Source organism: Gordonia alkanivorans NBRC 16433 (assembly GCF_000225505.1).
Classification (GTDB): domain Bacteria; phylum Actinomycetota; class Actinomycetes; order Mycobacteriales; family Mycobacteriaceae; genus Gordonia; species Gordonia alkanivorans.
Genome location: NZ_BACI01000033.1, coordinates 83,112 through 109,458, shown reverse-complemented (window position 1 = coordinate 109,458; position 26,347 = coordinate 83,112). Strand labels below are relative to the sequence as shown.

General features: G+C 67.9%; 25 protein-coding genes. 13 read left to right on the top strand and 12 right to left on the bottom strand.

What is annotated here, in order from left to right:
* The first annotated feature begins 33 nt into the window (after positions 1–33).
* The 3 genes from GOALK_RS05110 to GOALK_RS05100 are packed head-to-tail and all read left to right on the top strand — an operon-like array spanning position 34 to position 2,338.
* Positions 34–819: a lipid droplet-associated protein gene (locus tag GOALK_RS05110; RefSeq protein WP_006357735.1), complete on the top strand. Its 786-nt coding sequence runs from the start codon at positions 34–36 to the stop codon at positions 817–819.
* Positions 816–2,084 (top strand): exodeoxyribonuclease VII large subunit, encoded by a 1,269-nt coding sequence (gene xseA / locus GOALK_RS05105; protein WP_006357734.1) that lies wholly within the window; start codon positions 816–818, stop codon positions 2,082–2,084. Before GOALK_RS05110 ends, xseA begins: the two co-directional genes overlap by 4 nt.
* On the top strand, positions 2,081–2,338 hold the full coding sequence (locus GOALK_RS05100) for an exodeoxyribonuclease VII small subunit (protein ID WP_006357733.1): 258 nt from the start codon (positions 2,081–2,083) through the stop codon (positions 2,336–2,338). The genes xseA and GOALK_RS05100 overlap by 4 nt, the downstream gene beginning before the upstream one ends.
* 1 nt (position 2,339) lies before the next feature.
* On the opposite strand, the gene GOALK_RS05095 is transcribed toward GOALK_RS05100, so the two are convergent.
* Together GOALK_RS05095 and GOALK_RS05090 are read right to left on the bottom strand one after the other, a co-directional pair.
* Positions 2,340–2,660, bottom strand: a complete 321-nt coding sequence (locus GOALK_RS05095) for a hypothetical protein (protein ID WP_006357732.1) — start codon at positions 2,658–2,660, stop codon at positions 2,340–2,342.
* A 214-nt stretch (positions 2,661–2,874) separates the two neighbouring features.
* Entirely contained in the window at positions 2,875–3,450 is a 576-nt protein-coding gene (locus tag GOALK_RS05090; protein WP_006357731.1) for a DUF4245 domain-containing protein, read from the bottom strand.
* 144 nt (positions 3,451–3,594) lie between these two features.
* Between GOALK_RS05090 and glpX the strand changes: the two genes are divergently transcribed.
* The 5 genes from glpX (at position 3,595) to GOALK_RS23850 (ending at position 8,855) form a co-directional block, all read left to right on the top strand.
* The gene (glpX, locus tag GOALK_RS05085) at positions 3,595–4,590 is read left to right on the top strand and encodes a class II fructose-bisphosphatase (RefSeq protein ID WP_006357730.1); all 996 of its coding nucleotides are present in this window, start codon (positions 3,595–3,597) and stop codon (positions 4,588–4,590) included.
* Positions 4,591–4,708: 118 nt separating this feature from the next.
* Positions 4,709–6,406, top strand: a complete 1,698-nt coding sequence (locus GOALK_RS05080; protein WP_006357729.1) for a fumarate hydratase — start codon at positions 4,709–4,711, stop codon at positions 6,404–6,406.
* Between the two features lie 7 nt (positions 6,407–6,413).
* Entirely contained in the window at positions 6,414–7,826 is a 1,413-nt protein-coding gene (locus GOALK_RS05075) for a class II fumarate hydratase (RefSeq protein ID WP_006357728.1), read from the top strand.
* Between the two features lie 13 nt (positions 7,827–7,839).
* Positions 7,840–8,523 carry a PIG-L deacetylase family protein gene (locus tag GOALK_RS05070; protein WP_006357727.1) on the top strand — a complete coding sequence of 228 codons (684 nt, stop codon included), beginning with the start codon at positions 7,840–7,842 and terminating at the stop codon, positions 8,521–8,523.
* 167 nt (positions 8,524–8,690) lie between these two features.
* Entirely contained in the window at positions 8,691–8,855 is a 165-nt protein-coding gene (locus GOALK_RS23850; RefSeq protein ID WP_006357726.1) for a hypothetical protein, read from the top strand.
* Between the two features lie 28 nt (positions 8,856–8,883).
* Here the strand turns inward: GOALK_RS23850 and GOALK_RS05065 are convergent, their stop codons facing one another.
* A complete protein-coding gene (locus GOALK_RS05065) occupies positions 8,884–10,611 on the bottom strand; it encodes a GAF domain-containing sensor histidine kinase (RefSeq protein ID WP_006357725.1) in 1,728 nt (575 codons plus the stop codon).
* Positions 10,612–10,857: 246 nt separating this feature from the next.
* Between GOALK_RS05065 and GOALK_RS05060 the strand changes: the two genes are divergently transcribed.
* Positions 10,858–11,505 carry a response regulator gene (locus GOALK_RS05060; protein WP_006357724.1) on the top strand — a complete coding sequence of 216 codons (648 nt, stop codon included), beginning with the start codon at positions 10,858–10,860 and terminating at the stop codon, positions 11,503–11,505.
* A gap of 183 nt (positions 11,506–11,688) precedes the next feature.
* Positions 11,689–12,564, top strand: a complete 876-nt coding sequence (locus tag GOALK_RS05055) for a universal stress protein (protein WP_035750519.1) — start codon at positions 11,689–11,691, stop codon at positions 12,562–12,564.
* A gap of 339 nt (positions 12,565–12,903) precedes the next feature.
* Here the strand turns inward: GOALK_RS05055 and GOALK_RS05050 are convergent, their stop codons facing one another.
* The 5 genes from GOALK_RS05050 to GOALK_RS05030 all read right to left on the bottom strand — a co-directional run bounded on the left by GOALK_RS05050 (position 12,904) and on the right by GOALK_RS05030 (position 19,651).
* The gene (locus GOALK_RS05050) at positions 12,904–13,860 is read right to left on the bottom strand and encodes a L,D-transpeptidase family protein (protein WP_035750513.1); all 957 of its coding nucleotides are present in this window, start codon (positions 13,858–13,860) and stop codon (positions 12,904–12,906) included.
* Between the two features lie 631 nt (positions 13,861–14,491).
* Positions 14,492–15,799, bottom strand: coding sequence for an RNA 5'-3' helicase PhoH2 (gene phoH2, locus GOALK_RS05045; protein WP_006357721.1), 1,308 nt, complete (start codon positions 15,797–15,799; stop codon positions 14,492–14,494).
* Between the two features lie 349 nt (positions 15,800–16,148).
* Positions 16,149–17,021, bottom strand: coding sequence for an acyl-ACP desaturase (locus GOALK_RS05040; protein WP_006357720.1), 873 nt, complete (start codon positions 17,019–17,021; stop codon positions 16,149–16,151).
* A gap of 68 nt (positions 17,022–17,089) precedes the next feature.
* Positions 17,090–18,397 carry a serine hydroxymethyltransferase gene (gene glyA / locus GOALK_RS05035; RefSeq protein ID WP_035750511.1) on the bottom strand — a complete coding sequence of 436 codons (1,308 nt, stop codon included), beginning with the start codon at positions 18,395–18,397 and terminating at the stop codon, positions 17,090–17,092.
* Between the two features lie 33 nt (positions 18,398–18,430).
* Positions 18,431–19,651, bottom strand: a complete 1,221-nt coding sequence (locus GOALK_RS05030; RefSeq protein ID WP_006357719.1) for a hypothetical protein — start codon at positions 19,649–19,651, stop codon at positions 18,431–18,433.
* Positions 19,652–19,777: 126 nt separating this feature from the next.
* On the opposite strand from GOALK_RS05030, the gene coaA reads away from it, so the two are divergent.
* The gene (gene coaA / locus GOALK_RS05025; protein ID WP_006357718.1) at positions 19,778–20,719 is read left to right on the top strand and encodes a type I pantothenate kinase; all 942 of its coding nucleotides are present in this window, start codon (positions 19,778–19,780) and stop codon (positions 20,717–20,719) included.
* A 20-nt stretch (positions 20,720–20,739) separates the two neighbouring features.
* On the opposite strand, the gene GOALK_RS05020 is transcribed toward coaA, so the two are convergent.
* Positions 20,740–21,312: a TetR/AcrR family transcriptional regulator gene (locus tag GOALK_RS05020; RefSeq protein ID WP_006357717.1), complete on the bottom strand. Its 573-nt coding sequence runs from the start codon at positions 21,310–21,312 to the stop codon at positions 20,740–20,742.
* Between the two features lie 71 nt (positions 21,313–21,383).
* Here GOALK_RS05020 and GOALK_RS05015 point away from each other — a divergent pair, with 71 nt between their 5' ends.
* On the top strand, positions 21,384–22,547 hold the full coding sequence (locus GOALK_RS05015; protein ID WP_006357716.1) for an acyl-CoA dehydrogenase family protein: 1,164 nt from the start codon (positions 21,384–21,386) through the stop codon (positions 22,545–22,547).
* Positions 22,548–22,637: 90 nt separating this feature from the next.
* Here the strand turns inward: GOALK_RS05015 and GOALK_RS05010 are convergent, their stop codons facing one another.
* Together GOALK_RS05010 and GOALK_RS05005 are read right to left on the bottom strand one after the other, a co-directional pair.
* Positions 22,638–23,126 (bottom strand): carboxymuconolactone decarboxylase family protein, encoded by a 489-nt coding sequence (locus GOALK_RS05010; protein ID WP_006357715.1) that lies wholly within the window; start codon positions 23,124–23,126, stop codon positions 22,638–22,640.
* Positions 23,123–23,917, bottom strand: coding sequence for an SDR family oxidoreductase (locus GOALK_RS05005; protein ID WP_006357714.1), 795 nt, complete (start codon positions 23,915–23,917; stop codon positions 23,123–23,125). Before GOALK_RS05005 ends, GOALK_RS05010 begins: the two co-directional genes overlap by 4 nt.
* A 97-nt stretch (positions 23,918–24,014) precedes the next feature.
* On the opposite strand from GOALK_RS05005, the gene pdxR reads away from it, so the two are divergent.
* The gene (gene pdxR, locus GOALK_RS05000; protein ID WP_006357713.1) at positions 24,015–25,517 is read left to right on the top strand and encodes a MocR-like pyridoxine biosynthesis transcription factor PdxR; all 1,503 of its coding nucleotides are present in this window, start codon (positions 24,015–24,017) and stop codon (positions 25,515–25,517) included.
* Here pdxR and GOALK_RS04995 read toward each other — a convergent pair.
* Positions 25,476–26,258 carry an isoprenyl transferase gene (locus GOALK_RS04995; RefSeq protein ID WP_006357712.1) on the bottom strand — a complete coding sequence of 261 codons (783 nt, stop codon included), beginning with the start codon at positions 26,256–26,258 and terminating at the stop codon, positions 25,476–25,478. The genes pdxR and GOALK_RS04995 overlap by 42 nt on opposite strands.
* Between the last annotated feature and the right edge of the window lie 89 nt (positions 26,259–26,347).

Below are 26,347 nucleotides of genomic sequence, written 5' to 3'. Positions count from 1 at the left end.
CAGACGAGTGCCCTTTGATGGCAGAGTGTTGGCATGGATCGCGCACCCTACCCGGCCCGTATCGCCGCAGGTCTGATCGTCACCGCCCTCGAGGAGACGCGCAAGCTTCCCGCGCTGCTCGTCACCCTCCCGATGACAGCGGTCAGCCAGACCCTGCAGGCAGGTATGCGGGCGCAGCAGAACATCGCCGAACTCGCCATCAAGGGCGACGCCGCCCTGGGGATGCTGTTCGACAAGCCCAGCGAGCAGCCCGCGTGGGCCCGCTTCGACGAGGACGACGAGACCCCGGAACCCGGCGCCGACGCCCACGCCGGTGACGTACCGATCGAGAAGCCCACCAGCATCGTCGACGAGGTCGAGGCCGCCGCCGACGGCAACGATCCGGGGGACCAGCCCGGCGAGGCCGTGACGTCCACCAAGCCCGCAAAAGTGACCAAAGCCACCAGGACCGGCGGTGCCACCAAGACCACCGAGGTCGACGCGGAGGCCTCCGACGCCGACCTGGCCGCGCCGCCGCGCGCCGACGCCGGTCGTTTCGCGCTGTACAGCTCGGCACCCGAGGACGTCGTGGACGCCGCCGAGAAGAAGCCGGCGACGCGTGCGGACAAGCCGAAGAACGGGGCGGCACCCGAGATCGTCGTCCTCATCGACTACGACACGCTGACCCTGGCACAGCTGCGTGCACGTCTGCGGACGGTCGACACCGACGACCTCGAGAGCCTCGTCGACTACGAGAAGGCCAACCGTGGCCGCGCGCCGTTCGTGACGATGCTGGAGAACCGGATCGCCTCGCAGAACAAGCGCTCCACCGAGGCGTGACCGGGACCTCGCCGAACTCGGCCGAGAATCCGTGGCCGGTACGCACGGTCAACACCAAGATCGCCGACTGGATTCACCGGTTGGGCCAGATCTGGGTGGAGGGTCAGGTCACCCAGATCAGCCGGCGCCCCGGTACCCGCACGGCGTTCCTCACTCTGCGGGACCCGGCTGCCGACATCTCCATCTCGGTGACATGCAGCCCGGACCTGTTGTCGCGCACCGAGGTTCCGCTGACCGACGGCAGTCACGTCGTCGTACTGGGCCGGCCGAGCTACTACACCGGCCGGGGCACGGTGTCGCTGCGGGTCAGCGACATCCGTGCGGTCGGCGTCGGTGAACTGCTCCTGCGGATCGAACGCCTCCGGCAGTTGCTGGCCGCCGAGGGCCTGTTCGACGCCCGGCTCAAACGTCCGCTGCCGTTCCTCCCGCGCTCGATCGGATTGATCAGCGGGCGGGCCAGCGCCGCGCAGCGTGACGTGGTCAGCGTCGCCACCGACCGGTGGTCGGCGGTCCGCTTCGACGTCCGTGAGGCACCCGTCCAGGGGCCCACGGCGGTGGCGCGCATCCTCACCCATCTCGCGGACCTCGACGCGCATCCCGACGTCGAGGTCATCATCATCGCGCGCGGCGGCGGCAGCGTCGAGGATCTGCTGCCGTTCTCCGACGAGGCATTGCTGCGCGCGGTGTCCCGGTGTCGCACACCGGTGGTCAGCGCGATCGGGCACGAGCCAGACAACCCGCTGCTCGATCTCGTCGCCGATCTGCGTGCGGCGACTCCGACCGACGCCGCCAAACGAGTGGTTCCCGACGTCGAGGCCGAACTCGCCGGGATCGACGAACTGCGCCGGCGCAGCGCACAGGCGTTACGCAACTGGGTGCGTCGCGAGACCGGGGTCATCGACGGACTCCGACGACGCCCGGTTCTGGCCCGGCCCGGTGTGATCGTCGACCAGGAGTCCGTGAACGTAGCCGAGCTGCTGCGCGCGCTGCGGCGCGACGTCCTGCGTCATGTCGACACCGAGGACCGCCGCCACGAGCATCTGGCCGCCCGGCTGTCGACGCTGGGCCCGGCGCAGACCCTCGCTCGCGGTTACGCCGTGGTGCAGCGCACCGACACCGACGTGACCCACGTGGTCAGCACGCTCGACGATCTGCCCGCGGGCGCCGAATTGCGTATCCGGGTCGCCGACGGCGCGGCGCGGGCCACCGTCACCGCGACCGAGGCACACACCTCCACTTCCCCTGACGACGAAGGAGATTCGTGAGCACCGACAGTGACGACACCGGCGAGGAGTACACGCCGGTTGCCGAACTCGGCTACGAGGAGGCGCGCGACGAGCTCGCCGACATCGTCGGCACGCTCGAGCACGGCGGCCTCGATCTCGACACCTCGCTGGCCCTGTGGGAGCGGGGCGAGGCGCTCGCGACGCGCTGCGAGGAACACCTCCGCGGGGCGCGTGAACGCATCGAAACCGTGATCGCGCAGAAGAATTCGGCCGATCCGGACGACAACGAGTAGGTCACCCGAATCCGAGTAGTGCCTGCCGGTCGATGGTGGTCGCGTGGAATCGACCCTCCGCGGCGCGATGACCGACGACCAGCAGCGATTCCCGCCGGTCGGCCGGCGAGTCGACGCGCGCACACGGCACGCTGATCACCCGACCGCCGGTCGTCGCAGCGGCCGCACCGGCCCCGTACGCCGGGACCACGATCACGAGCAGCGCGACGAGAACCGCGACGAGAACGAGCCGTGCCCACACGACCGACAGCCATGCGTCGGCGTGGGCAGACAGCGACGAGGCCGGTGTCCACATGTACCTGTGCCAGATTCTCGCGGACATGAGCGCCTCCCGAACCAGACGCTATGACCGGACGCAGGAGATCTCGCGAGTAGTCGGCTACTCGATCACGCGACTCTCGCCCTCGCAACTGCAAACCGCCCCTGGACAGCACCCTGTGCAGAAGCGCCGACGACATATCGTCGTCGGAGACTCTCTGGAGGGTGCTCTTGGGGGGCGGTTCTCAGCGGCGCTTTCCGCGGGCGGTTCTCCGCGCTCAGGCGTCGAGCGGCTGCTGCGTCGCCACCGACGCCGCGATCGTCTCGATGTCGGCGTCGGGTCCGCGGGACAGCACGCCCACGCGCACGTTGCCGAAATCGGTGATCCAGAACTTCTTGCCCTCGGCGGTCTCGTAGGTCACCCATTGCCGGCCGCCCGCCTCGCGGGTGCCGGTTGCACCGACGTCGCCGTAGTCGGTCCCGCTGCCACCGAGGTACGGCACCAGCAGGTCCTCCGACGCGTCGGTCTGGCTCAGCTGCACGTAGGCCTTACTCGCGCTGAGCCAGCCGACCGTGCTGACCCGGTGTCCCTCGATCGCGTCCGACGAGCCGGAGTTCGGCTTCCATCCCTCCGGTGTCGGCGGGCGGCGGATCGGGAACGGCATCTGTCGGGCGTCGGCGTCCAATGCGGTGACCACGTCGAACGCGGGCACCTTGCTGTCCGCCGGGTCCTGGTTCAGTCCGACCGAGCAATTCCCCGACGCGATCGCCACCAACGCGATGAGCGCGAGCAGCGGCACCAACGACCAGAACATGTCCTTGCCGTTGATGAGAATGCGCGGTTTGTCTGCCATGAGGCCGAGTATCCCACCACCAGGGTCAGTCACCGAACGGCCGGTGTGACATGCAAGGATGATCCCTGAGATCACCGCCACACCCACGGATCCCAAGGGCTGCGCCCCACTGGGATCCGGGCCACACCTGAGGAGCCGAAGCCGATGACAGCCAGCAGCCACCAAGCACCCGATCGCAACCTCGCGATGGAACTGGTCCGCGTGACCGAGTCGGCTGCACTCGCTGCCGGCCGGTGGGTTGGTCGCGGCGACAAGAACGGCGGCGACGGCGCGGCGGTCGACGCGATGCGTCAGCTCCTTTCGACGGTGTCGATGCGCGGCGTCGTCGTGATCGGCGAGGGCGAGAAGGACGAGGCGCCGATGCTGTACAACGGCGAGGAGGTCGGCAACGGCGAGGGCCCCGACTGCGACGTCGCGGTCGACCCCATCGACGGCACCACCCTGATGGCCGAGGGCCGGCCCAACTCGATCTCGGTGATCGCGGTCAGCGAGCGCGGCACCATGTACGACCCTTCGGCCGTCTTCTACATGGACAAGATCGCCGTCGGTCCCGACGCCAAGGGCGCCATCAACATCAACGAGTCGGTCGAGTGGAACATCAACTCGGTCGCCAAGGCCAAGGGCATCGACGTGGCCGACCTGACCGTCATCGTCCTCGATCGCCCCCGTCACGCCGACCTCATCGGCGAGATCCGCCAGGCCGGCGCCAAGATCCGCCTCATCTCCGACGGCGACGTGGCCGGAGCGGTCGCGGCCGCCGACGACTACTCGACCGTCGACATGCTCATGGGCGTCGGCGGCACCCCCGAGGGCATCATCACCGCCGTGGCGATGAAGTGCATGGGCGGCGAGATCCAGGGCAAGCTGTGGCCGCGCAACGACGAGGAGCGCCAGAAGGCCATCGACGCCGGCCACGACCTCGACCGCGTCCTCACCAACGACATCCTGGTGAGCGGCGAGAACTCCTTCTTCTGCGCGACCGGCGTGACCAACGGCGACATGCTGCGCGGCGTCACCTACCGCCCCAACGGTGCGACGACCCGTTCGCTGGTCATGCGCTCCAAGTCGGGCACCGTCCGCCGCATCGAGGCCGTCCACAAGCCGGCGAAGCTGCGCGAGTACGCCCGCATCAATCTCTGACACCTTCGTCTCAGACCCAGCACCGGCCCCGCGTCGGGGAGCCGTGACCGTGATCCACCTCACGAGTCCGGTCACCTCTGACGTGGGGCCGTTCTGCTGGGGCGATACGATCCGGTGCGTGAGTAAACCAGCCTCAGCCCCCGAGTTTCTCTACTCTGATCTGCTCCCCGTCGGCGCCGACGAGACCCCTTACCGGCTCATCACCACCGAAGGCGTCTCGACGTTCGAAGCCGGCGGACAGACCTTCCTCAAGGTGGAGCCGGAGGCGATCCGCAAGCTCACCGCCGAGGCGATGCACGACATCAGCCACTACCTGCGTCCGGCTCATCTCGCGCAGCTCCGCAGGATCATCGACGACCCGGACGCGTCGGGCAACGACCGCTTCGTGGCGCTCGACCTGCTCAAGAACGTCAACATCTCCGCAGGCGGCGTGCTGCCGATGTGCCAGGACACCGGCACCGCGATCGTGATGGGCAAGAAGAGCGAGGGCGTGCTGACCGGCACCGACGACGCCGAGGCGATCTCGAAGGGTGTCTACGACGCCTATACCCAACTCAACCTGCGCTACTCGCAGCTCGCTCCGCTGACCACGTACGAGGAGAAGAACACGGGAACCAACCTCCCGGCCCAGGTGGAGATCTACGCCACCGAACAGGGACCCAAGGGCCCGGAGTACAAGTTCCTGTTCATGGCCAAGGGTGGCGGTTCGGCCAACAAGTCCTTCCTGTTCCAGGAGACCAAGGCCATCCTGAACCCGAAGTCGATCCTGAAGTTCCTCGACGAGAAGATCCGCTCGCTGGGCACCGCGGCCTGCCCGCCGTACCACCTCGCCGTCGTGATCGGTGGCACCTCAGCCGAATTCGCACTCAAGACCGCGAAATACGCCTCGGCGCACTACCTCGACAACCTGCCGACGCAGGGTTCGATGTCGGCGCACGGCTTCCGCGACCTCGAACTCGAGGACGAGGTCTTCACACTGACCCAGTCCTTCGGTATCGGCGCCCAGTTCGGCGGCAAGTACTTCTGCCACGACGTCCGCGTGGTCCGCCTGCCGCGCCACGGCGCGTCGTGCCCGGTGGCCATCGCGGTCTCGTGCTCGGCCGACCGTCAGGCTCTCGGCAAGATCACCGCCGACGGCGTGTTCCTCGAGCAGCTCGAGACCGACCCGGCCAAGTACATGCCGGCTGCCGGTGTGGCCGAGGACATCTCGGGCGGCGAGGTGGTCGAGGTCGACCTGAACCGCCCGATGTCGGAGATCCTGGCCCAGCTGTCGCAGTACCCGGTGAAGACGCGCCTGTCGCTGACCGGCCCGCTGGTGGTGGCCCGCGACATCGCCCACGCCAAGATCAAGGAACGCCTCGACGCCGGCGAGCCGATGCCCGATTACCTGCGCGACCATCCCGTCTACTACGCCGGTCCGGCCAAGACGCCCGAGGGCATGGCGTCGGGTTCGTTCGGCCCCACGACCGCCGGCCGCATGGACTCCTACGTCGAGCAGTTCCAGGCCGCGGGCGGCTCCATGGTCATGCTCGCCAAGGGCAACCGATCCAAGCAGGTCACCGAGGCGTGCAACTCGCACGGCGGCTTCTACCTGGGCTCGATCGGCGGCCCGGCGGCCCGTCTGGCGCTCGACTGCATCAAGAGCCAGGAGATTATCGAGTACCCCGAACTGGGTATGGAAGCGGTGTGGAAGATCGAGGTCGAGAATTTCCCGGCCTTCATCGTTGTTGACGACAAGGGCAACGACTTTTTCACCGACCCGAGCGGGTCCGTCAACGTCCCGCTGAGCGGCATAAGGATTCGATCGAAGGAGTAGAACACCTATGACCCAGGCACAGGGCAAGCAGGAATTCCGCACCGAGCACGACACGATGGGCGAGGTGCAGGTCCCCATCGATGCTCTGTGGCGCGCCCAGACCCAGCGCGCGGTGGAGAACTTCCCCATCAGCCACCGCCCGCTGGAACGGACGCAGATCCGCGCGATGGGCCTGTTGAAGGCGGCCTGTGCCACGGTCAACTCCGATCTCGGACTGCTCGACGCGGAGCGGGCCGACGCGATCATCGCGGCGGCCACCGAGATCGCCGACGGCAAACACGACGACCAGTTCCCGATCGACGTCTTCCAGACCGGATCGGGCACGAGTTCGAACATGAACACCAACGAGGTCATCGCGTCGATCGCGAAGGCCAACGGCGTCGACGTGCACCCCAACGATCACGTCAACATGTCGCAGTCGTCGAACGACACCTTCCCCACCGCCACCCATGTCGCGGCGACCGAGGCGGTCGTCACCGATCTCGTCCCGGCACTCGAGCATCTCCGGAAGTCCCTGGCGGACAAAGCGACCGAGTGGCGTGACGTCGTCAAGAGCGGCCGCACCCACCTGATGGACGCGGTGCCGGTGACCCTGGGTCAGGAATTCGCCGGATACGCACGGCAGGTCGAGGCGGGCATCGAGCGCGTCACCGCGACCCTCCCGCGTGTCGGCGAACTGCCCATCGGCGGCACCGCGGTCGGCACCGGGCTCAACGCCCCGGCCGGGTTCGGCACCAAGGTGGTCGCCGAACTCGTCCGCCGCACCGGCGTCGAGGAACTCTCCCTCGCCAAGGACAACTTCGAGGCGCAGGCCGCCCGCGACGGCCTCGTCGAACTGTCCGGGCAGCTGAAGACGATCGCGGTATCGCTCACCAAGATCGCCAACGACGTCCGGTGGATGGGCTCGGGACCGCTGACCGGCCTGGGCGAGATCCTGCTCCCCGACCTCCAGCCGGGCAGCTCGATCATGCCGGGCAAGGTCAATCCCGTTCTGCCCGAAGCGGTCACGCAGGTCGCCGCGCAGGTCGTCGGCAACGACGCGGCGGTCACCTGGGGCGGCGGCAACGGCGCCTTCGAGCTCAACGTCTACATCCCGATGATGGCCCGTAACGTGCTCGAGTCACTCAAGTTGCTGGCCAACGTGTCCCGGCTGTTCGCCGACCGCTGCATCTCCGGGTTGGAGGCCAACGTCGATCGCCTCCGCACCCTCGCCGAGAGCTCCCCGTCGATCGTCACACCGCTGAACAGCGCGATCGGCTACGAGGAGGCCGCCGCGGTCGCCAAGCAGGCGCTCAAGGAGGGCAAGACGATCCGGCAGACCGTCATCGATCGCGGCCTCGTGGGCGACAAGCTCAGCGAGGAGGAACTCGACGCACGTCTCGATGTGCTCAAGATGGCCAACCTCGACCGGGAACGCTGAGTACCGTCTGGTCATGACCTCACCGGAGCCCTTCCCCACGGACTGGCAGACAGCGCTCGTCCTCGTCGCCCATCCCGACGACCCGGAGTACGGCATGGCCGCCGCGGTCGCGCGCTGGACCGGCGAGGGCAAGCGTGTGGTCTACGCGCTCGCCTCCAGCGGCGAACGCGGGATCGAGGGCATGACACCGGCGGAATGCGGCCCACTCCGGGAAGCCGAACAGCGTGCGTCGGCGAAGATCGTCGGGGTCGACGAGGTGGAGTTCTGGGGTTTCCCCGACAGCGACATCCGCAACACCCCCGAACTGCGCGCGAAGATCACCGAGACCGTCGAACGCATTGCGCCGCAGGTCATCCTGTCGCTCTACGGCGGACCGGAGTGGGCGCCCGGCCAACCGAACCAGCGCGACCACATGGAGTTCGCCGCGGCGGTGCTCGACGCCTACGACGCCTTGACGGCCCATTCCGGCGAGGTTCCGGCGTGGCTGTTCGAGAACGGGCCGGCGGCAACCCATGCGGTCGACGTCGACGCGCAGTTCGAAGTGGCCGTCCGGTCCCTCGCCGCGCACGACCGCTACCTGTCGGTCCTCGACCCGGATACGCCCGTCCTCGATCAGGCCCGCGCCCAGATCGACCGGGCGACCGCGCCACGGGACGACGTACGGGTCGCCGGGTTCGAGCTCAAGCGAACCCGCTGACCGGCCCGGACACCAGCAGGGTCCCGAGGTTGGCCCTGTCGACTTGTGACCTTGGGCCCTCCCGGAAACGCCGTCGACACGAGAAGGTAGGGGGGTCAGTCTCTCGAACGCCCGGGAGAGTCCCCTCCGAGACAGTCGGGAGGTGACCGGTCATCACGCTCACCGGTGTGCTCGTCGTTTTCCTCGCAGCCTTCGCGGTCTGCGCGCTCGTCGGCCTGTCCATCTGGCTCATCGTGCTCTTCGGCCTCCTTTCAGGAGTGCAGGCCGTGGCATGGGTGACCGAACGGACCTCGGCCTGGCGACTGCCGGCCGAACCGGGCACCGGTCCGTGAACCGTCCTCACCCGGCAGCGCTGTCTCCCTAGAGCGGTACCGCCCACCGCACGGACAGGCCGCGGCCCGAATCGGGTGTGTTCAGGGCGAATGCCCCGCCCAACTGTTTCGCGCGGTGTCGGAGGTTCTTCAGCCCACTGGGCGTGACGTCCTCGGGCAGCCCGACTCCATCATCGGTGACCTCGACGGCCAGCTCGTCGCCGACCGAGATCGCCACCGTCACCGTCGTCGCGTGGGCATACCGGACCGCGTTGCTCAGGGCCTCACGCACCACCGCGACCACTTGGTCGGCGAGGCGCGGCTCGACGATCGACAGCGGGCCCGCCATCCGCACATGGGTCTGTATGGGCAGGTCGTCGATCTGCTGGTCGATCGTCTCCTGCACCCGCTGACGGAGCCGGGTGGTCTCGGTTTCCTCCGCCTGCAGGTCGAAGATCGTCGAACGCACGTCCTGCACGATGTCCTGCAGATTGTTGATGGACCGCGTCAGCCGCGCGCGGATCTCGGACGACTGGGTGCGTTGGAGCGTCGCCTGCAGGGTGAGCCCCTCGGCGAAGATCCGCTGGATCACGTGGTCGTGCAGGTCACGGGCGATCCGTTCACGATCCTCCAGGACCCGCATCTCGTGGGCCTGGTTCGTCGCGCTGGCCAGCTGCAGCGCCAGGGCCCCCTGGTCGGCGAAGTTCGCGCTCAGGCTCAGCAGGTCCTCCGCGAACCCGTCGCGCCCTTTGGACCGCACGGCGATCAGCACGCCGCGGGTCGATTCCGCCGTACGCAGCGGCGCCACCATCACCGGGCCGTGCTGCGTGGACGAATCCCCGGAGATGTCGTACTCGAGCTCCTCGCGAAGGACCGGCCGACGTCGAACGAAGGCGTCGCCCGAGGTCGACCCCTTGATCGGCACCGTTCGTCCGCGGAAGACCTCGGCGTCGACCCCTTCGGCGACCGTGACGACGAGTTCCTCTACCGATTCCGCCGGCATCTCGTGGTCGTGGGGTTCGGCAATGCAGACCAGATCGGCGTCGGCCAGCGTGAGGACCTTGCGGGCGATCGATTCGAGGACGTCCTGCTGATCGGCCCCGGTCAACAGCTCCGCGATCACGTCGCGATTCGCCTCGATCCAGGCGAGCTGGGTCTGCGCCTGTTCGTACAGCCGGGCGTTCTCGATCGCGATACCTGCCGCCGACGCCAGTGCCTGGATGACGAGTTCGTCGTCCTCGGTGAACAGGGCACCGTTCTTCTTCTCCGTGAGGTACAGGTTTCCGAAGATCTCGTCGCGCACCCGGATCGGGGCGCCCAGGAAGCTCGTCATCGGCGGGTGGTTCGGCGGGAATCCCACCGACGCGGGATGCTCGGACAGGTCGGTGAGCCGTAACACCCGGGGGTCGTCGATGAGCTGCCCCAGCACGCCGCGGCCTGTCGGCAGGTGCCCTATCTCGGCACGGACGTCCTCGCCGATGCCCTGCGCCAGAAAGGCCGACAGGTCGTGTCCGCTGCCGAGGACGCCGACCGCCCCGTACTCGGCGTCGACCAATCGTGTGCCCGCAGACACGATGGCCTCGAGCGTGGTTTCCAGATCGAGATCGGAACTGACCATCAGCATGGCCTCGAGCAGACCGTCGATGCGGTCACGAACATCGGCGATCTGCGTTATCCGGTCGCGGACCTCATCAAGGAGCTCACGTAATCGCATCTGCGACAACTCATTCTGCACCTCAAAAGACCCCACACCGCGTTCCCGGGATTCGCGGACCATATTTCGAATGATATACCCTCCGCTTCGTTGAGTATTGGGTTGACCAATTCTCGCCAGATAGTCTGAAAGCCCTCGAATCATCCTCCCCGCAAAGCAATTCGGATTTCCGTGACCTCGTTTTCCTCGTTGAATCGGACATTTCGGGTATAGGTGGAAATCCGCCAGTCCGGGCAATCCGGGTGAAACACGTCGGGGGTCGACCTACAATTCGTCTCACGGCACCTGCGCCGGAGGGAGGTGTGGCCGATGTTCTCGGTTTTCCTCGTCGATGACCACGAGATCGTCCGGCGGGGTCTCGTCGAACTCCTGGACCACGATGACAACGTCCGGGTCGTCGGCGAGGCCGCGACCTGCGCGCAGGCCCTCGCCCGCATACCGACCGTGCAACCGGACGTCGCGGTCCTCGACGTCCGCCTACCCGACGGCAACGGGATCGAACTGTGCCGCGACTTGCTCAGCCGAGTCGACGGGTTGCGCTGCCTGATCCTGACCTCGATGACCGACGACGAGGCCATGATGGACGCGATCCTCGCCGGCGCCAGCGGGTACGTCATCAAGGACATCACCGGCATGGAACTCGCCCGCGCCATCACCGATGTCGGCGCCGGACGGTCGTTGCTCGACAACCGCGCGGCCGCAGCCCTGATGGACCGGTTGCGCACCCAACGCGAGAAAGAGGAAAAGCCCGGCGACGGATTGAGCGAGCAGGAGAGCACCCTGCTCGCCCTCCTCGGCGAGGGCCTGACCAATCGGCAGATCGCCGCCCGGATGCATCTCGCGGAGAAGACCGTGAAGAACTACGTGTCCCGGCTGCTGGGCAAACTCGGCATGGAGCGCCGTACGCAGGCGGCGGTGTACGCCACCAAAGCGGCGCGACGGGGTCACGCGCACTGAGTCGAGGCTCGCGAGTGATTCGCGTACCATATCCCGCGGGTTAGAGCACGACACGTGTCATTGGTCCCCATCCAACGGGACTCTTTACCCGGTGACTCACCCCTCGCCGGGGCATCTACTGGATTACACGGGCGATGCCGGCACCCCGGCACCCGATGCGTGGACCTCCAGGGGGACTGCCGTGTGACCGCATCCAGATTCACCGACGGACCTGTCGTCGTCGGCGTCGACGGGTCTGCCACCGCCCGCGCCGCCGCCCGCTGGGCCGCGCGCGACGCCGCCCTCCATCGGTCGGAGATCGAGATGATCGCGTCGGCGAATCTCTCGGCGGACGATCCGTACGTCCTCGAACCGCTACGAGCCCGATGCGAACGCGCCCTGGCGGAGGCACGCCGCGTCGCCGAGGACTCGAGCGACTCAACCGACCCGCTGAAGATCACGACCCAGGTCGTCGACTCCCCGCCGGTCACCGCCCTGCTCGAGGCATCGGATCGAGCCCGACTGCTCGTAGTCGGCAACCGCGGGCACATGGCCGGTCACCGCGTGGCCCTCGGCACGATCACCACCGCACTCGCCGAGCACTGCAGATGTCCGCTGACGGTCGTCCGGGACTCCACGTCGAACTGGTCCCAGGCGAGCATCGCGGTCGGCACCGACGGCTCCCCGGGCGGTCGAGTCGCCGTCGACGCCGCGTTCGCCGCGGCCGACCTGCGCGGCGTCCCGGTCACCGTCGTCCACGCCTGGTGCGACACCGATGTCGCCGACATGTCCGTGCCGTGCACGATGTCCGAGTGGCCGAGCCGCCGCAGCCGCGCCGACGCCTGGCTCGACGCCGAACTCGACGAGGTGCGCCGCCGATATCCGCAGGTCACCGTCCGCTGTGCCGTGACCAGGGACCGCCCTGCCCGCGCCTTGCTCGACCACGCCCAGGCTGCGCAACTGCTCGTCGTGGGCGCGCGCGGTCGCGGCGGTTTCGCGGCCATGAGACTGGGCTCGACGAGCCTCTCGGTCCTGCGTTCGGCCCGAGGCCCGGTGATGGTGGTACCCCGCGACCGCTGACCTGCACTCGGTCCGCCGAACCATGTGCCATTCGGCCCTATGAGATCTACGTCACACCCGGTGACACTGAGGTGGTCGCTCGTCCGAGTCCGCCGACGAACCGACGGGACCGATTCGACACAGCGAGCACCAGAGGTCCACCGCCATGACAGTCATATCTCCGCTGTTCGCCGAAACCGAGGGTTCGGCCGACCGGAACTGCGACAGCTGCGGGCGCAGCTTCGTCCTACGACGACCACTCGCCGAGCCCGATCGGGATCAGTGGGCCAAGGGTCAACGGCTGGCACATCGGGGTCGAGGAGACCTTCTGCCCCGCCTGCCGGCACGCTCGCTCCGAGATCAGCGACCCGTGAACTGCCCGAACAGGGCGGGAACCGCACCGACCAGCTGCGAGAGCAGTCCGGTCAGCATGTCGGCGGCCGGCACGTCGGGAGTCGACGGCGTGGCACCCGGAGTTGTCTGAGGGGTTGCTCCGGGCGCCTCGCCGGTCGGCGCACCCTGATTGACGCCGATCGTGATCTTCGGGCTCTTCGCGGGGTCGAGCCAGACGAGGATCTTCTTCATCAGCTCGCGCTCGATGGCGACGCAGCCCAGCGTCGGCTGGTCGTTGGTCACATGCAGGAACATCGCCGTCGCCTTGCCGGGCGTGCGCTGCGGATTGTGCGCGATGTTGACCGCGTAGTCGTAGACGGGACCCGAGTTGTACAGGTTCTCGCTGTCACCACCGGGACTCTGGGGCTGACGCACGTGGGTGTTGTAGGTCGGCGACTTGGGATCGGAATCCCACCAGTCCTGCGTATCGACCTTGAGGTAAGGCATCTTGGTGCCCGGATTCTCCTGGCGACCGAAGGCCTGGTCGAGCGGGAACGTTCCCTCCGGGGTGCGGGGCACGTTGTCCTGCGGCTCGCCCATCCCCAGGGAGCCGAGGAATGCCTTGGTCGGGCCGAGACCGGGGACCGGCTTCCAACTGCCGTCGTTCCCCTTCTCGAAGGCCGTGAGCGTGGCGGTGGTGTCCGACGCCTTGGGCGCGGTCACGACGATCATCTGACCGGTCGGGCCCCCGGCGCCCCCGACGCCGCCGGGCGCATCCGCGGAACCGTTGTCGCCCGACAGTTGGTTGAGCACCTCGTCGAGCAGTGGGATGCCGAGGCCCTCCCCCATTCCCGGCAGCGACGGGCTGCCCGGGGTGGTCGGTGGCGTGATCGGTGTCGTCGTCTCCGGATCGGCGAGGGCCTGACCCGCACCACCAGCGCACGCGGCCAGCACCGCAATCACCAATAGTCCCAGCAGTCTCATTCGCCTCATCAGTAACTTCAGCACCACAACAGTGTGACAGCGCGCAAGACCCCGTAAGTCACGTGATGGTCACGGTGCAGTGAGGATCGGATCAAGCGCTCCGACCCGCCCGACTGTCCGCGACCGCCGGATCACCCGTCGATTGTCGAAGGAAAATCGGAAATGATCCATTGTTCGACGCGCAGGACAACGGCCCGAAAATGCGTTGACGCGTTGCGGGCACGCAGAATTCACCGACCTTTTCTTTGCGGAAACGAAACATAATCGTTAGCGTCGGTAACGGCGTTGATCGAGCAGCGACCTCGCCGAACGGAAAGTCACCGACAAAGGAGAGAAATGGGTTCCCTCGAGAACATCGAAGTCCTCACCGCACTCGTCGACCTGCTCAACGCGCTCAGCGACCTCGGCGGCACCGCCGCCTGACCCGACCCCTGAGACCGGCCCACCACCGAGAAATCCGTTGCGAGAGCAGCAGACTCAGCAGTGGGCCACCGTGACGGAAGGCCGCGACGATTCACTCCCCTCAGCGAATCGTCGCGGCCTTCCTCCTCTGAACACTCGCTACGCTCCCGGCGCGGACACACCCCGCCCGCTCGCTACGCTCCCGGCGCGGACACACCCCGCCCGCTCGCTACGCTCCCGGCGCGGAAGGCCCGAACTCCTCCAACATCTCCGTCACCAACGCCGCGATCGGCGACCGCTCGCTGCGGGTGAGCGTGATGTGCGCGAAGAGCGGATGCCCCTTCAGCTTCTCGATGACCGCGGCGACGCCGTCGTGCCGGCCGACGCGGAGGTTGTCGCGCTGAGCGACATCGTGGGTCAGCACCACACGCGAACCCGAGCCCAGGCGCGACAGCACCGTCAGCAGGACGTTACGTTCCAGCGACTGCGCCTCGTCGACGATCACGAACGAGTCGTGCAACGACCGGCCGCGGATGTGCGTCAGCGGCAACACCTCCAGCATCCCGCGGCTCAACACCTCCTCGATGACCTCCGGTGAGGCGAGCCCCTCGAGGGTGTCGAACACCGCCTGCGCCCACGGGCCCATCTTCTCGGCCTCACCTCCGGGGAGGTAACCGAGCTGCTGGCCGCCGACCGCGTACAGCGGCCGGAAGACGACCACCTTGCGCTGGGTCCGTCGTTCGAGAACCGCCTCGAGGCCCGCACACAGCGCCAGCGCCGACTTGCCGGTGCCCGCCTTGCCGCCGAGCGAGACGATGCCGACGCTGTCGTCGAGCAGCAGGTCCAGGGCGACCCGCTGCTCCGCGGAACGGCCGTGCAGGCCAAAGGCCTCACGATCTCCCCGCACCAGTTGCACACGCTTCTCCGCGTTGACGCGTCCGAGGGCGCTCGACGACGGACTGAGCAGACGAATGCCGGTGTGACAGGGCAACTCCCTCGCCTCGTCCAGGTCGATGGCGCCGTCGGCGAACAGTGCGTCGATCGCCGAGGTCTCGACGTCGAGTTCGGTCATCCCCGACCAGCCGGAGACGACGACGTCCTGCGCGTGGTACTCGTCGGCGGCCAGACCGACCGCGCCGGCCTTCACACGCAGCGGGGTGTCCTTGGACACCAGGGTCACGTCCTTGCCCTCGGCACGAAGGTTGAGGGCACAGGCCAGAATCCGGGAATCGTTGCTGTCGGTGCGGAAACCGGCCGGCAGGACGGCCGGATCGGTGTGGTTGAGCTCCACCTGGAGGGTGCCGCCCTCCTCGCCGATCTCGATCGGTAGGTCGAGCCGACCGTGCGCGAGCCGCAGGTCGTCGAGCATGCGCAACGCCTCACGTGCGAACCAGCCGAGCTCGTGGTGGTGGCGTTTGCCCTCGAGTTCGCTGATGACCACCAGTGGCAACACCACTGAGTGCTCCGCGAAGCGCATGACCGCCCAGGGGTCGGACAGCAGCACGGAAGTATCGAGGACGTAGGTGCGTGTGGTCACGTGGAGCTCCTACGTTCGTGCGGCGCCCGCACAAACCTGTTCTCGCCGTTGACCGGCCGGGTCGAAGTCCGTTGCCCTCGGCGTCAGCCGAGGTGGACGAGGACCGGGGCCGGTCCCCTCGCGCTGCTGGTGCAATACACGAATCGAACCTCCCGGACGAACCGCTTCCCCGCGGTCCGTACCGTCAACGTACGCGCAGACCTCGCCGGCGGCGCGCCGGAGTCAGGTGTGTCGGCGTGAATTTCGCGTTAACCGCAGTATCGTCTGACCCAGGGACGCAAACGGCGCCACCAGGACATTTGTCGTCCTGATGGCGCCGTGCGCGCGTGTAGGGAAAGTGTCCCGGTGTCTAGCCGCGGGCGCGGGAGAGGATGCGCTGACGCGCCGCCTCGGCCTCGTCGCCCAGACCCTCGATGGAGTCGAGCTTGACCGCATCGGCGAGGGTCGCGGCGATCTCGCGCCACGTGTCCTCGTTCTCGTAGTCGGCCAGGAGCGCCCGCTCCGCATCGAAATCATCGATGTCGTGGCCGATCGCCTCGGCCCGACCCAGCGCCAGGGCCGAGTCGATCGCGATGACGGTGGCGTCCTGATCGGCGATGATGCCGGCGTTGAGGAACGCACCGAAGGTGTTGGCCTGCTGCTGGTCGTCGGCGGCGATCTTGGTGAGGATCTGCTCCAGGACGTCGTCGGCGGCGATCGCGCTGAGTCGCTTGATGAAGCTGACGCACTGGTTCTCGTGCACCGCCATCAGTGCGAGCACATCGAGCGGTCCGAGCGGGTCGACCTGCTCGGGGGTCTGCCGGTAACCCTTGGTGACGTGGACGAGTCGCCGGTTCTCGGCATCCACCGGATCGATCGCGCGGCGCACGACGAGGTAGTCGCGCAGGACGATCGAGTGCCGGTTGTCCTCCGCGGTCCAGACACCGATCAGCTGACGCCACTCGGAGAAGGCCGGGAAGTGCTTCGCCAGCACGCGGTGGTACGACGGCAGGTTGTCCTTGGTGAGGAGCAGAGCCAGCAGCCCGGCACGCGCCTCGTCCGACAGTGTCGCCTGCGACGGGTCGTAGTCGTCGCCGCCGAGGAAGGCGAAGTTGCGTCCCTCGTCCCACGGCACCCAGTCGTGCGGGTTCCACGGAGTGGCGGCCGACTGGTGGTCTTCCGCGATCTCGGGAAGAGCCTTCTCGAGCGCGATGATCAGGTCGTCTTCAGTGAGTGCGTTCATCGCTGCAAGGATACGGACGCCGCTCGGCGCGGGGCAATTCAGGTCACATCCGAGCGGTCGGCCACGGCTCAGATGCGGCTCATCAGTCCCCACTCCTCGAGTCCCTCGTACAGCGGGAAGTCGAGGGCGAGCTTGGAGACCCGGCCACGCAGGGCCGAGACGTCCGCCGACGAACCTGCGGCGAGCGCCGTCGCGATGATGTCGGCGACCTCGGTGAACTCCTCGTCGCCGAAGCCACGGGTGGCCAGCGCGGGGGTGCCGATGCGCAGACCCGAGGTGACCATCGGCGGACGCGGGTCGAACGGCACCGCGTTCCGGTTGACCGTGATCCCGACCTGGTGGAGCAGATCCTCGGCCTGCTGGCCGTCGAGGTCGCTGTTGCGCAGGTCGACGAGCACGAGGTGGACGTCGGTGCCGCCGGTCAGGACCGAGACGCCGGCTTTGGCGACGTCCTCACCGTTGAGGCGTTCGGCGAGGATGCTCGCGCCCGACAGGGTGCGGCGCTGCCGCTCGGCGAACTCCTCGGTACCGGCGATCTTGAGCGCGACGGCCTTGCCGGCGATCGCGTGCATGAGCGGTCCGCCCTGCTGGCCGGGGAACACGGCCGAGTTGAGCTTCTTGGCCCACTCCTGCTTGGCGAGGATGATGCCGGAGCGGGGTCCGCCGAGGGTCTTGTGCACGGTCGAGCTGACGACGTCGGCATGCGGCACCGGCGACGGGTGCAGGCCCGCGGCGACGAGCCCGGCGAAGTGCGCCATGTCGACCCACAGGTGTGCGCCCACCTCGTCGGCGATCGAGCGGAACGCCTCGAAGTCGAGGGTCCGCGGGTAGGCCGACCAGCCGGCGACGATGACCTTCGGCTTCACGTCGAGGGCGATCTTGCGCACCTCGTCCATGTCGATCCGGAAGTCTTCCTTGCTCACGCCGTAGAAGGCGTTCTCGTAGAGCTTGCCGGAGAAGTTCAGGCGCATGCCGTGCGTGAGGTGACCGCCGTGGGCGAGATCGAGACCGAGCATGGTCTCCCCCGGCTCCATCAGCGCCTGCAACACGGCCGCGTTGGCCTGCGCGCCCGAATGCGGCTGGACGTTGGCGAAGTCGGCGCCGAACAGTTCCTTGGCGCGATTGCGGGCAATGTCCTCGACCACGTCGACGTACTCGCAGCCGCCGTAGTAACGACGTCCCGGGTAACCCTCGGCGTACTTGTTGGTGAGCACGCTGCCTTGCGCCTGCAGCACCGCGCGCGGCACGAAGTTCTCCGAGGCGATCATCTCGAGAGTGTCCCGCTGACGGCTGAGTTCGCCGTTCATGGCGGCGGCGACGTCGGGGTCGAGCTCCGCCAGGGACATCGAGTTCACGGATGACGAGTTCGCGGTCATGGCGACAAGTCTAGGGACCTGCGCCGCGATCCCCTAACCCGCTACCAGCTCACGGCGCAGGCTCGCCGGGATGAGCGGTTCGTCGAGCAGCCGTCCGAAGGCCGCGGCACGGTCGTCCGCGGCGTCGAGCCAACTCTCGAGCAGTCGGTAACCCTCGACGTAGGTGCTGATGTACGCCCGCCACAGCGGCGAGGTGAGGAAGCGCAGCATCTGCCGGGCACGCTCGGGCGGTGCGAGCAACCACGTCTGGAGGAAGTCGGCGACGGTGTCGGCGTCGGCGTGCTGGTCGTGCAGCATCAGGGCCGCGTCCTGACGGACGGTGAGGAGCCCGGAGGTCGCCCGTCCCACCCGCGTCGCCCGGTCGGCGTCGAAGCGCAGGCCGAGGTCGGCGTAGATCTCCTGCGCCCAGCCGCCCCACTCCTTGCCCATGATGGCGGTCAGGGCATGGTCCGCGAGCCCTTCGGCCATCAGGCATTGCGGGGTGTTGACGAGGAAGATCGACTGCTCGTGCTGCCCGGCGCCCACGAGCAGTTGTTCCTTGCGGCAGTGCTCGGTGTGGTGGCCGGGGTAGGCCTCGTGGGCGATCAGGTGTGGGAGCGACGACATGTACTGCGTCAGATCGGCGTTGATCGCGACCCGCGACCAGTAGTCGCCGAGGTAGTAGTTGAACCCCGACCACGGCTTGTCGGTGACGACCTCGAAGTCGACGATCTCGTTGTCCGGCAACGGATACTGCGCGCGGACACGTTCGCGAAGGGCACCACTGAACGCCCGGACGCATTCGTCGACCTTGTCGGCGGGGATCTCGTCGGCCCGACGATGAGCGGCGTAGGCGTCGCGGAGATCCTCGCCGCTGGCATCGGCGATACCGAGTGCGTCGGCGAGTTCGGTGTGGGCCTGCCGGTAGCGGTCGGGGTCGGCGAGGGCGATGTCGACGTCGAAGTAGGCGTTGACCTCGTCGACGAAGGAGATGTCGTCGCCGGCGAACTTGCGGGCCGAGCACTCGAGCGCCCGCAGGTGGGACCCGATGAACTCCGCCCGGTCCGCGGGGAGATCACCGGGGAGGTCGGCGCGCAGGGCCCGCGCCTGTGCGGCCAGGTGCGCCGGGTCGGGTGCGGGTCCGTTGGCGATCTCGGCGCGCAGTGCCGGGTCGCCGGTGAACGCGTCGACGAAACCTTCTTCGAGCCGATCGAACGCCAACCCCAGCCGCAGGTAGTCGGTGACGAGGTCGGGGGTCGCGTGATCGGCCGGCATACCGGGCACGTTACCGCGAGCGGACGCACCGCGCGGACCCACCGCGTCGCGGCGAGAGGTGGGCCCTAAGCTGTTACGCATGACGACCCGGGCAGCCGCGCTCACCATGACCCCGGAGCTGCGCTGATGGCTCGCAATGCCAGTGATCGGGACCCCAGTCTGTACCTGGAACTCGACCGCCGGCAGTGGCGCGAACTGCGTGAGTCGATGCCCCTCGTGCTGAACGAGGACGAGCTCGCCGAACTCGTGGGTCTCGGTGAGCAGATCGACCTCGAGGAGGTCGCCGACGTCTACCTGCCCCTCTCGCGTCTGATCCATCTGCAAGTCGCTGCGCGCCAACGACTCTTTGCGGCCACCTCGACCTTCCTCGGCGAGCGTCAGGTCAACCGGCAGGTCCCGTTCGTCATCGGTATCGCCGGCAGTGTCGCAGTCGGCAAGTCGACGACGGCTCGCGTGCTCGCGGCGTTGCTCGCCCGGTGGGAGTCGCATCCGAAGGTCGACCTGATCACCACCGACGGCTTCCTGTTGCCGACGGCGGAGATGCAGCGTCGAGGGATCTTGCATCGCAAGGGTTTTCCCGAGTCGTATGACCGGCGTGCGCTGCTCCGGTTCGTGACCGAGGTGAAGTCGGGTGCGCGCGAGGTGGCCGCGCCGGTCTACTCGCACCTCGCCTACGACATCGTGCCGAGCGTCTATCACTATGTGCGGCAACCCGACATCCTCATCCTCGAGGGATTGAACGTCCTGCAGACCGGCCCGACGCTGATGGTGTCGGATCTCTTCGACTTCTCGATCTACGTCGACGCCAAGATCGAGGACATCGAGGAGTGGTACATCTCCCGGTTCCTGCAGATGCGGACCACGTCGTTCGCCAACCCGGACTCCCACTTCCACGCCTACGCCTCGCTCACCGACGAGCAGGCCACGGCCGCGGCGCGGGACCTGTGGACCTCGATCAACCGGCCGAACCTCATCGAGAACATCCTGCCCACCCGCCCGCGGGCCTCGCTGGTGCTCCGCAAGGACGTCGACCACGCCATCAACCGGGTACGCCTGCGCAAACTGTGAGCATCAGGCCGACGTGACCATCATGTCGGTGTGAGCATCAGGTCCACCAGTTCCGCGCTGTGGCGTCCGGCGGACGCGCGGTCCTCCTCGGAGTAGGACAGGTGCAGCGCCCCGATGCCCATCGCGAAGATCCAGTTGGACCGGACCGACGCGGTCTTCGGATCCATTCCATGGTCGAGGAGACACCGGCGCACCGCTTCTCGCGCACGACGATCGGACGTCCGGATACTCGCCTCGGCATTCGGATCCGAGCGTGCCCATTCCCGCATCGCCCGTTCGATCATCCAGTGCCTCGGGCTCGTCAGTTGGGCGATCAAGCCCAGCAGGCGGTCGCGCGGCGGTAGGTCGGCCAGGGCCGCGAAGTTCTGGTGTTCCTCGTCGTTCCACTCGCCCCACCGTGCGACCAGCGCCGAACGATAGGCCGCGATGTCCTTGAAGTGCCAGTAGAAACTGCCCTTGGTGACTCCCATGCGTTTGCAGACGGTGTCGATCTTGATCTGCTTGAATCCGTCCTCGGCCAGGATCGCGTACCCGAGCTCGATCCAGTCGTCGGCCGACAGGTGGCCGCCGCCACCCTCCTGCGCTCGCCCCATTCCCTCACCCTAACCGCGGTTCTGGCCCGAACCAGACACCCCATACTTTTTTGTATGTTACGTTCCGATCCGTGGACACCCCGACATCCGGCACGGTGCTGATCACCGACGAATTCATCGCCTCCCTGGCCGAGCGCGCGGGCCGGGCGGAGGAACTTCGGCAACTGCCCGCCGAGACCATCCGCGACGCGACCGACTCCGGCCTCTTGGATCTGTTGATCCCCAGTAGGTTCGGCGGACTCGAGGCACCCTTCCCCGAGATCCTCGACCATGTCCGGCGGCTGGCCCACGGCTGCACGTCGAGCGCCTGGACGCTGGGCTTCTATACGTTGCACGGCTGGATCACCGCACTGTTCAGCGAGGCGGCGCAGGAGGAGGCGTTCGCCGACCGCCCGTACCTCGCACCGGCACCTCTGGCACCGACCGGCACCGCGGAGCCGCGGGATGGCGGTTTCTCCGTGTCCGGGCGCTGGTCCTGGGCGACCGGCATCATGGAGGCCAACTGGGTGATGGTGGGTGCCATCGTCACCGGCGACCGACCCGACGCCGTCCTCGCGCTCCTGCCGATCGACGACGCGCGGGTGGAGGACGTCTGGCACACCGACGGCATGCGGGCGACCGGGTCCAACGACGTGGTCGTCGAGAACGCCTTCGTACCGGCGCACCGCACCGTCCGAGTTCGAGATCTCTACGCGGGCAGGACACCTGGCGCGACCCTGCACGACAACTACTCGTATCGCTGGCCGATGGTCCCCGCTCTCGCCCTGCTTGCCGCGATGCCCGCCCTGGGCACGGCCGAGCGGGTCGCCGACCTGTACGCCGCACGACTCTCCGAACGGGTCCTCGCCTACCAGATGGTCAAGCAGAAGGACAAGCCAGCAGCGCGGATTCGCCTGGGCGACGCGCGAATCCGGCTACAGGCTCTTCGGGGCCTGCTTGCGCAGACCACGGCGACCATCGACGAAATCCTCGCTGCCGGAGGGACGGTCGACATCCGCACGCGTGCGCAGGCGCGTCTCGCCGCGGCCCGGATCGTGAACGAATCGAGAGCGGTGATCGGCACCCTGCTCGAGGCATCGGGCGCAAGCGTGCATTTCCTCGACCACCCGATGCAGCGTGCGCGCCGAGACGTCGACGTCCTGTCCGGCCACGTCGTCTTCGATTACGACGAGATCCGGGAGATCGCCGCTTCTCTCGAGATCGGCATGGAGATCTCGCCGTTCGCAATGGTGTAACGCGGCTGATGCGCGTAGCGCAGGATGATGAGCCCACTGCCGGATGAGGTGAGAGGAGCGCCGCGGACACCCGCCGGCGACAACCAGCGGTCAGCCGGCGGCCTGCGACACACGCCGTTCGTCCAGGCCCGCGGGGTACCCACCGGCAACGGCGATCCGGTTCCAGGCGTTGATCATCACGATCGCCGCGACCAGCTGGCCGGTGGTGGCCGCGTCGAAACATGTTCGTACATCGTCGAACACCGCGTCGTCGACACCACCCTCGCCGAGTCGCGTGAGTTGTTCCGCGAGCGCGAGGACCGCCCGCTCCCGTGACGAGAACAGCGACCCCGCCTCACGCCACGTGGCGAGCATCAGCAGCTTGTGCGGGTCGATCTGTGCGGCCAGCGCGTCCCCGGCATGCATGTGCAGGCAGTACGCACAACCGTTCAGCTGCGACACCCGCATCGAGATCAGCTCGCCGATCTCGACGTCGACACCCGCCGACGACGCCCGCTGCAGCGCGACGAGCGCCTTGTAGACGGCGGGATTGTCCTGCGGGATCCACATGCGTGTCGACGGGCGCGGGCGCACGCTCATCTCGCACTACCCGCGTGCGCGCCGGAACGCTGGGCGAGCCATTGTTCGAGCGTGGTCGGGGTGATCACGTCCGGATTCGCGGGCACGAGTCCCCCGCCTCGGATCGCCGATCCGCCTACGGCCGCCCCGATGATCCAGCGCGGCGATCCTCGCTGCGCCGCAACGGCTTTCGCCACGTCGACGAGGTTCATCTCGGCGGGCCCGGCGACCTCGATCTTGCGAACACCGCCGGCGTCGGCGGTCACCGGACCCGCCGTGGCGGTGTCCGCGACCACCTTCGCCACGTCCTCGGCGGCCGCGGGGCGACACCGCATCTTCGGCACGATCGCGACGGGACCGACAGCCATTCGTCCCATCATCTGTTCGGCGAGTTCGAACCACTGCACCGACGCCAGGATGGTCAGCGTCGCCGGGTCGACGACATCGCGGTAGGCGGCTTCCTGAGCCGCCTTGCCCTGGTAGTAACCGAATTTCGCGTTCACCGTCGGATCGTCCGCGTTGACGATCGAGACGCAGACGACGTGCCCGACCGCGGCTGCGGTCGCCGCTCGCCCGATGTTGCGCGCCGTCGTCCGGAAGAAGTCGACGGCCTTCTTCGCGCTCAGCGTCTCGACACTGAGGCAGTCGACCACGACATCGGCACCGGACATCGCCCGGGCCAGCCCCTCCCCGGTGTAGGCGTCGACCCCGGCGCCTCGGTTCGCCCGCACCACCTCGTTGCCGCGCTCGGCGAGCAGGTCCGCCACCCGGCTCCCCAGTACCCCGCTTGCCCCGATCACCACGATCTTCATCTCGCCCCTCCTCACCGACATCGTCGGCCTCTTGTCTGTTCTTCGGTTTCAGGACTTAGGCTAGTGCGGGATTAGCACAAGAAAGTGGTCCAATCCGATGGAAGAAAACAGGGTCAATCCGAGCGCGACCGCCACCGACCCGTGGGCGGAGGTGGCTGCGCGCCTCGGCGCCGATCTGTTTCTCGACCTGCAACCGGACCCGGGGGCCAGCGCACGCGGTCGCGGCGCGACGCTGCGCCGAACGCTCACGGAGGCCCTGCGATCGGCCATCCTTGACGGCCGCCTGCCCGCCGGAACCGCACTGCCGCCGTACCGTTCGCTGGCCGCCGACCTCGGCCTCGCCCGCGGCACGGTGTCGGCCGTGTATCAGGAGTTGATCGCGGAGGGTTGGCTGACCGCCCGCCAGGGTTCCGCCACACGCGTGGCCGACGGCGCGGCACATCCCGAGACCGCGAGCAACCGGAAAGCCGATGAACGCCCCTCGACGCCTTCGCCTTTCCGCTTCCCGCACGACTTCTCGCTCGGACAACCATGCGCGGGAATGTTCCCGCGAACCGACTGGATTCGCGCAACCCGTCGGGTTCTCACCGGTGCCGGGGACGAGGTGTTTGCACCGACCCACCCTCAGGGCCGGGCCGAACTGCGTCGCGCCCTCAGCGGGTACCTGAGCCGGACGCGCGGCGTCCGGACCACCGCCGACCTGATCGTGCTCGGCACCGCGGTCCAGTCCGCATTGGAACTGTTGTCACGCACTGTCTTCGGCGACGTCCTCGCCGTCGAGGGTCACGGCCTGCCCTTCCATTGGCAGGCAGTCGTACGGGGCGGCACCAGAGTGGTCCCGATCGCCGTCGACGACGAGGGGATGGTGATCGACGACCTCGAACGCAGTGGCGCCGCGGCGGTCCTGCTGTCCCCGAGCCACCAGTTCCCGACCGGGGTCCCACTGTCCCCGGCGCGACGCATGCAGGTGATCGAGTGGGCTCGGCGCACCGGCGCGGTCATCGTCGAGGACGACTACGACGGCGAGTTCCGCTACGACCGCGACCCGGTCGGTGCACTGCAGGCACTCGGCCCGGATGTGGTGATCCACGCCGGTTCGATGTCCAAGAGCCTCTCCCCCGCCGTGCGCGCCGGGTGGCTCGCACTGCCACCTCATCTGATGGATGTCGTGATGAACGCCAAGGGAGTACGAGAAGGCGACGCGAGCATCGTCGACCAGCTGATCCTCGCCGACCTGATCGACTCCGGCGCGTACGACCGACACATCCGCCGCAGCCGGCAGGTGTATCGACAGCGCCGCGACGCACTCGTCGAGGCCGTCACCGCGTGCGGTCTGGGTCTACCCGGCATCGCCGCCGGACTGCATGCCGTCATACCCGTCGACCACGCGGACGAGGGTGCACTCGTTCACGAAGCGTTCAGGCGAGGGATCGGGCTCGTCGGACTGTCGCTGTTCCGTCACCCGGACGCCGACCCCCTGCCGCACGGCGGTCTGGTCGTCGGGTTCGGTACGCCTGCGGCGTCGACCTTCACCGCCGACCTGCAGGCCCTTCGCGACCTACTTGCCGAATCGCCTGCTGCGCGCCGAGTAGTCCCGTAGCGCGCGCAGGAAGTCGACCCGGCGGAACTCCGGCCAGTACGCGTCGGTGAACCAGATCTCCGAGTAGGCGCTCTGCCACAGCAAGAATCCCGACAGCCGCTGTTCTCCGGAGGTCCGGATCACGAGGTCGGGATCGGGCTGCCCCTTGGTGTAGAGGTTGGCGTCGATCGCCTCGACGGTGACCGCCTCGATCATCTCCTCGGCAGTGGCGCCGGCGGCACGCTTCTCGTCGAGCAACGCCCGCACCGCGTCGACGATCTCCTGCCGTCCGCCGTACCCGACGGCGACGTTGACGTTCATGCCGTCTCGTTCGCTGGTGCGCTCGGCCGCGACCCGCAGGCGCCCGGCGACGGCCTCGGGCAGGGCGTCGAGGGTGCCGACGATGCGGATGCACCAGTCGCCGTCGGGCGAGGAGATCTCGTCGACGATGTCGGGCACGATCTCGAGCAGAGCGTCGAGCTCGTCCGACGAGCGGTTCAGGTTCTCGGTGGAGAGGAGATAGATGGTGACGGCCTCGATGCCCAGGCCCGCGCACCAGCCGAGCATGTCGGCGATGCGCTGGGCACCCACGCGGTGTCCGTGACTGACGTCGTCGAATCCCGCCTCGCGCGCCCAGCGACGATTGCCGTCGCAGATGATCGCGACATGCCGCGGTAGGCGCTGGGTGTCGAGGAGTTGGATGAGTCGACGTTCGTAGATGGTGAGAGCTGGACGGCGCACCCGATCCGGCAGCAGCTTCATCCTTCGCGGCCTCGTGTCACGTGGGACACCTTACGCGCCGCGATGCGAGCAGAATGACCCCGCCGACCTCCGCGAGCCTCCCTACAGTC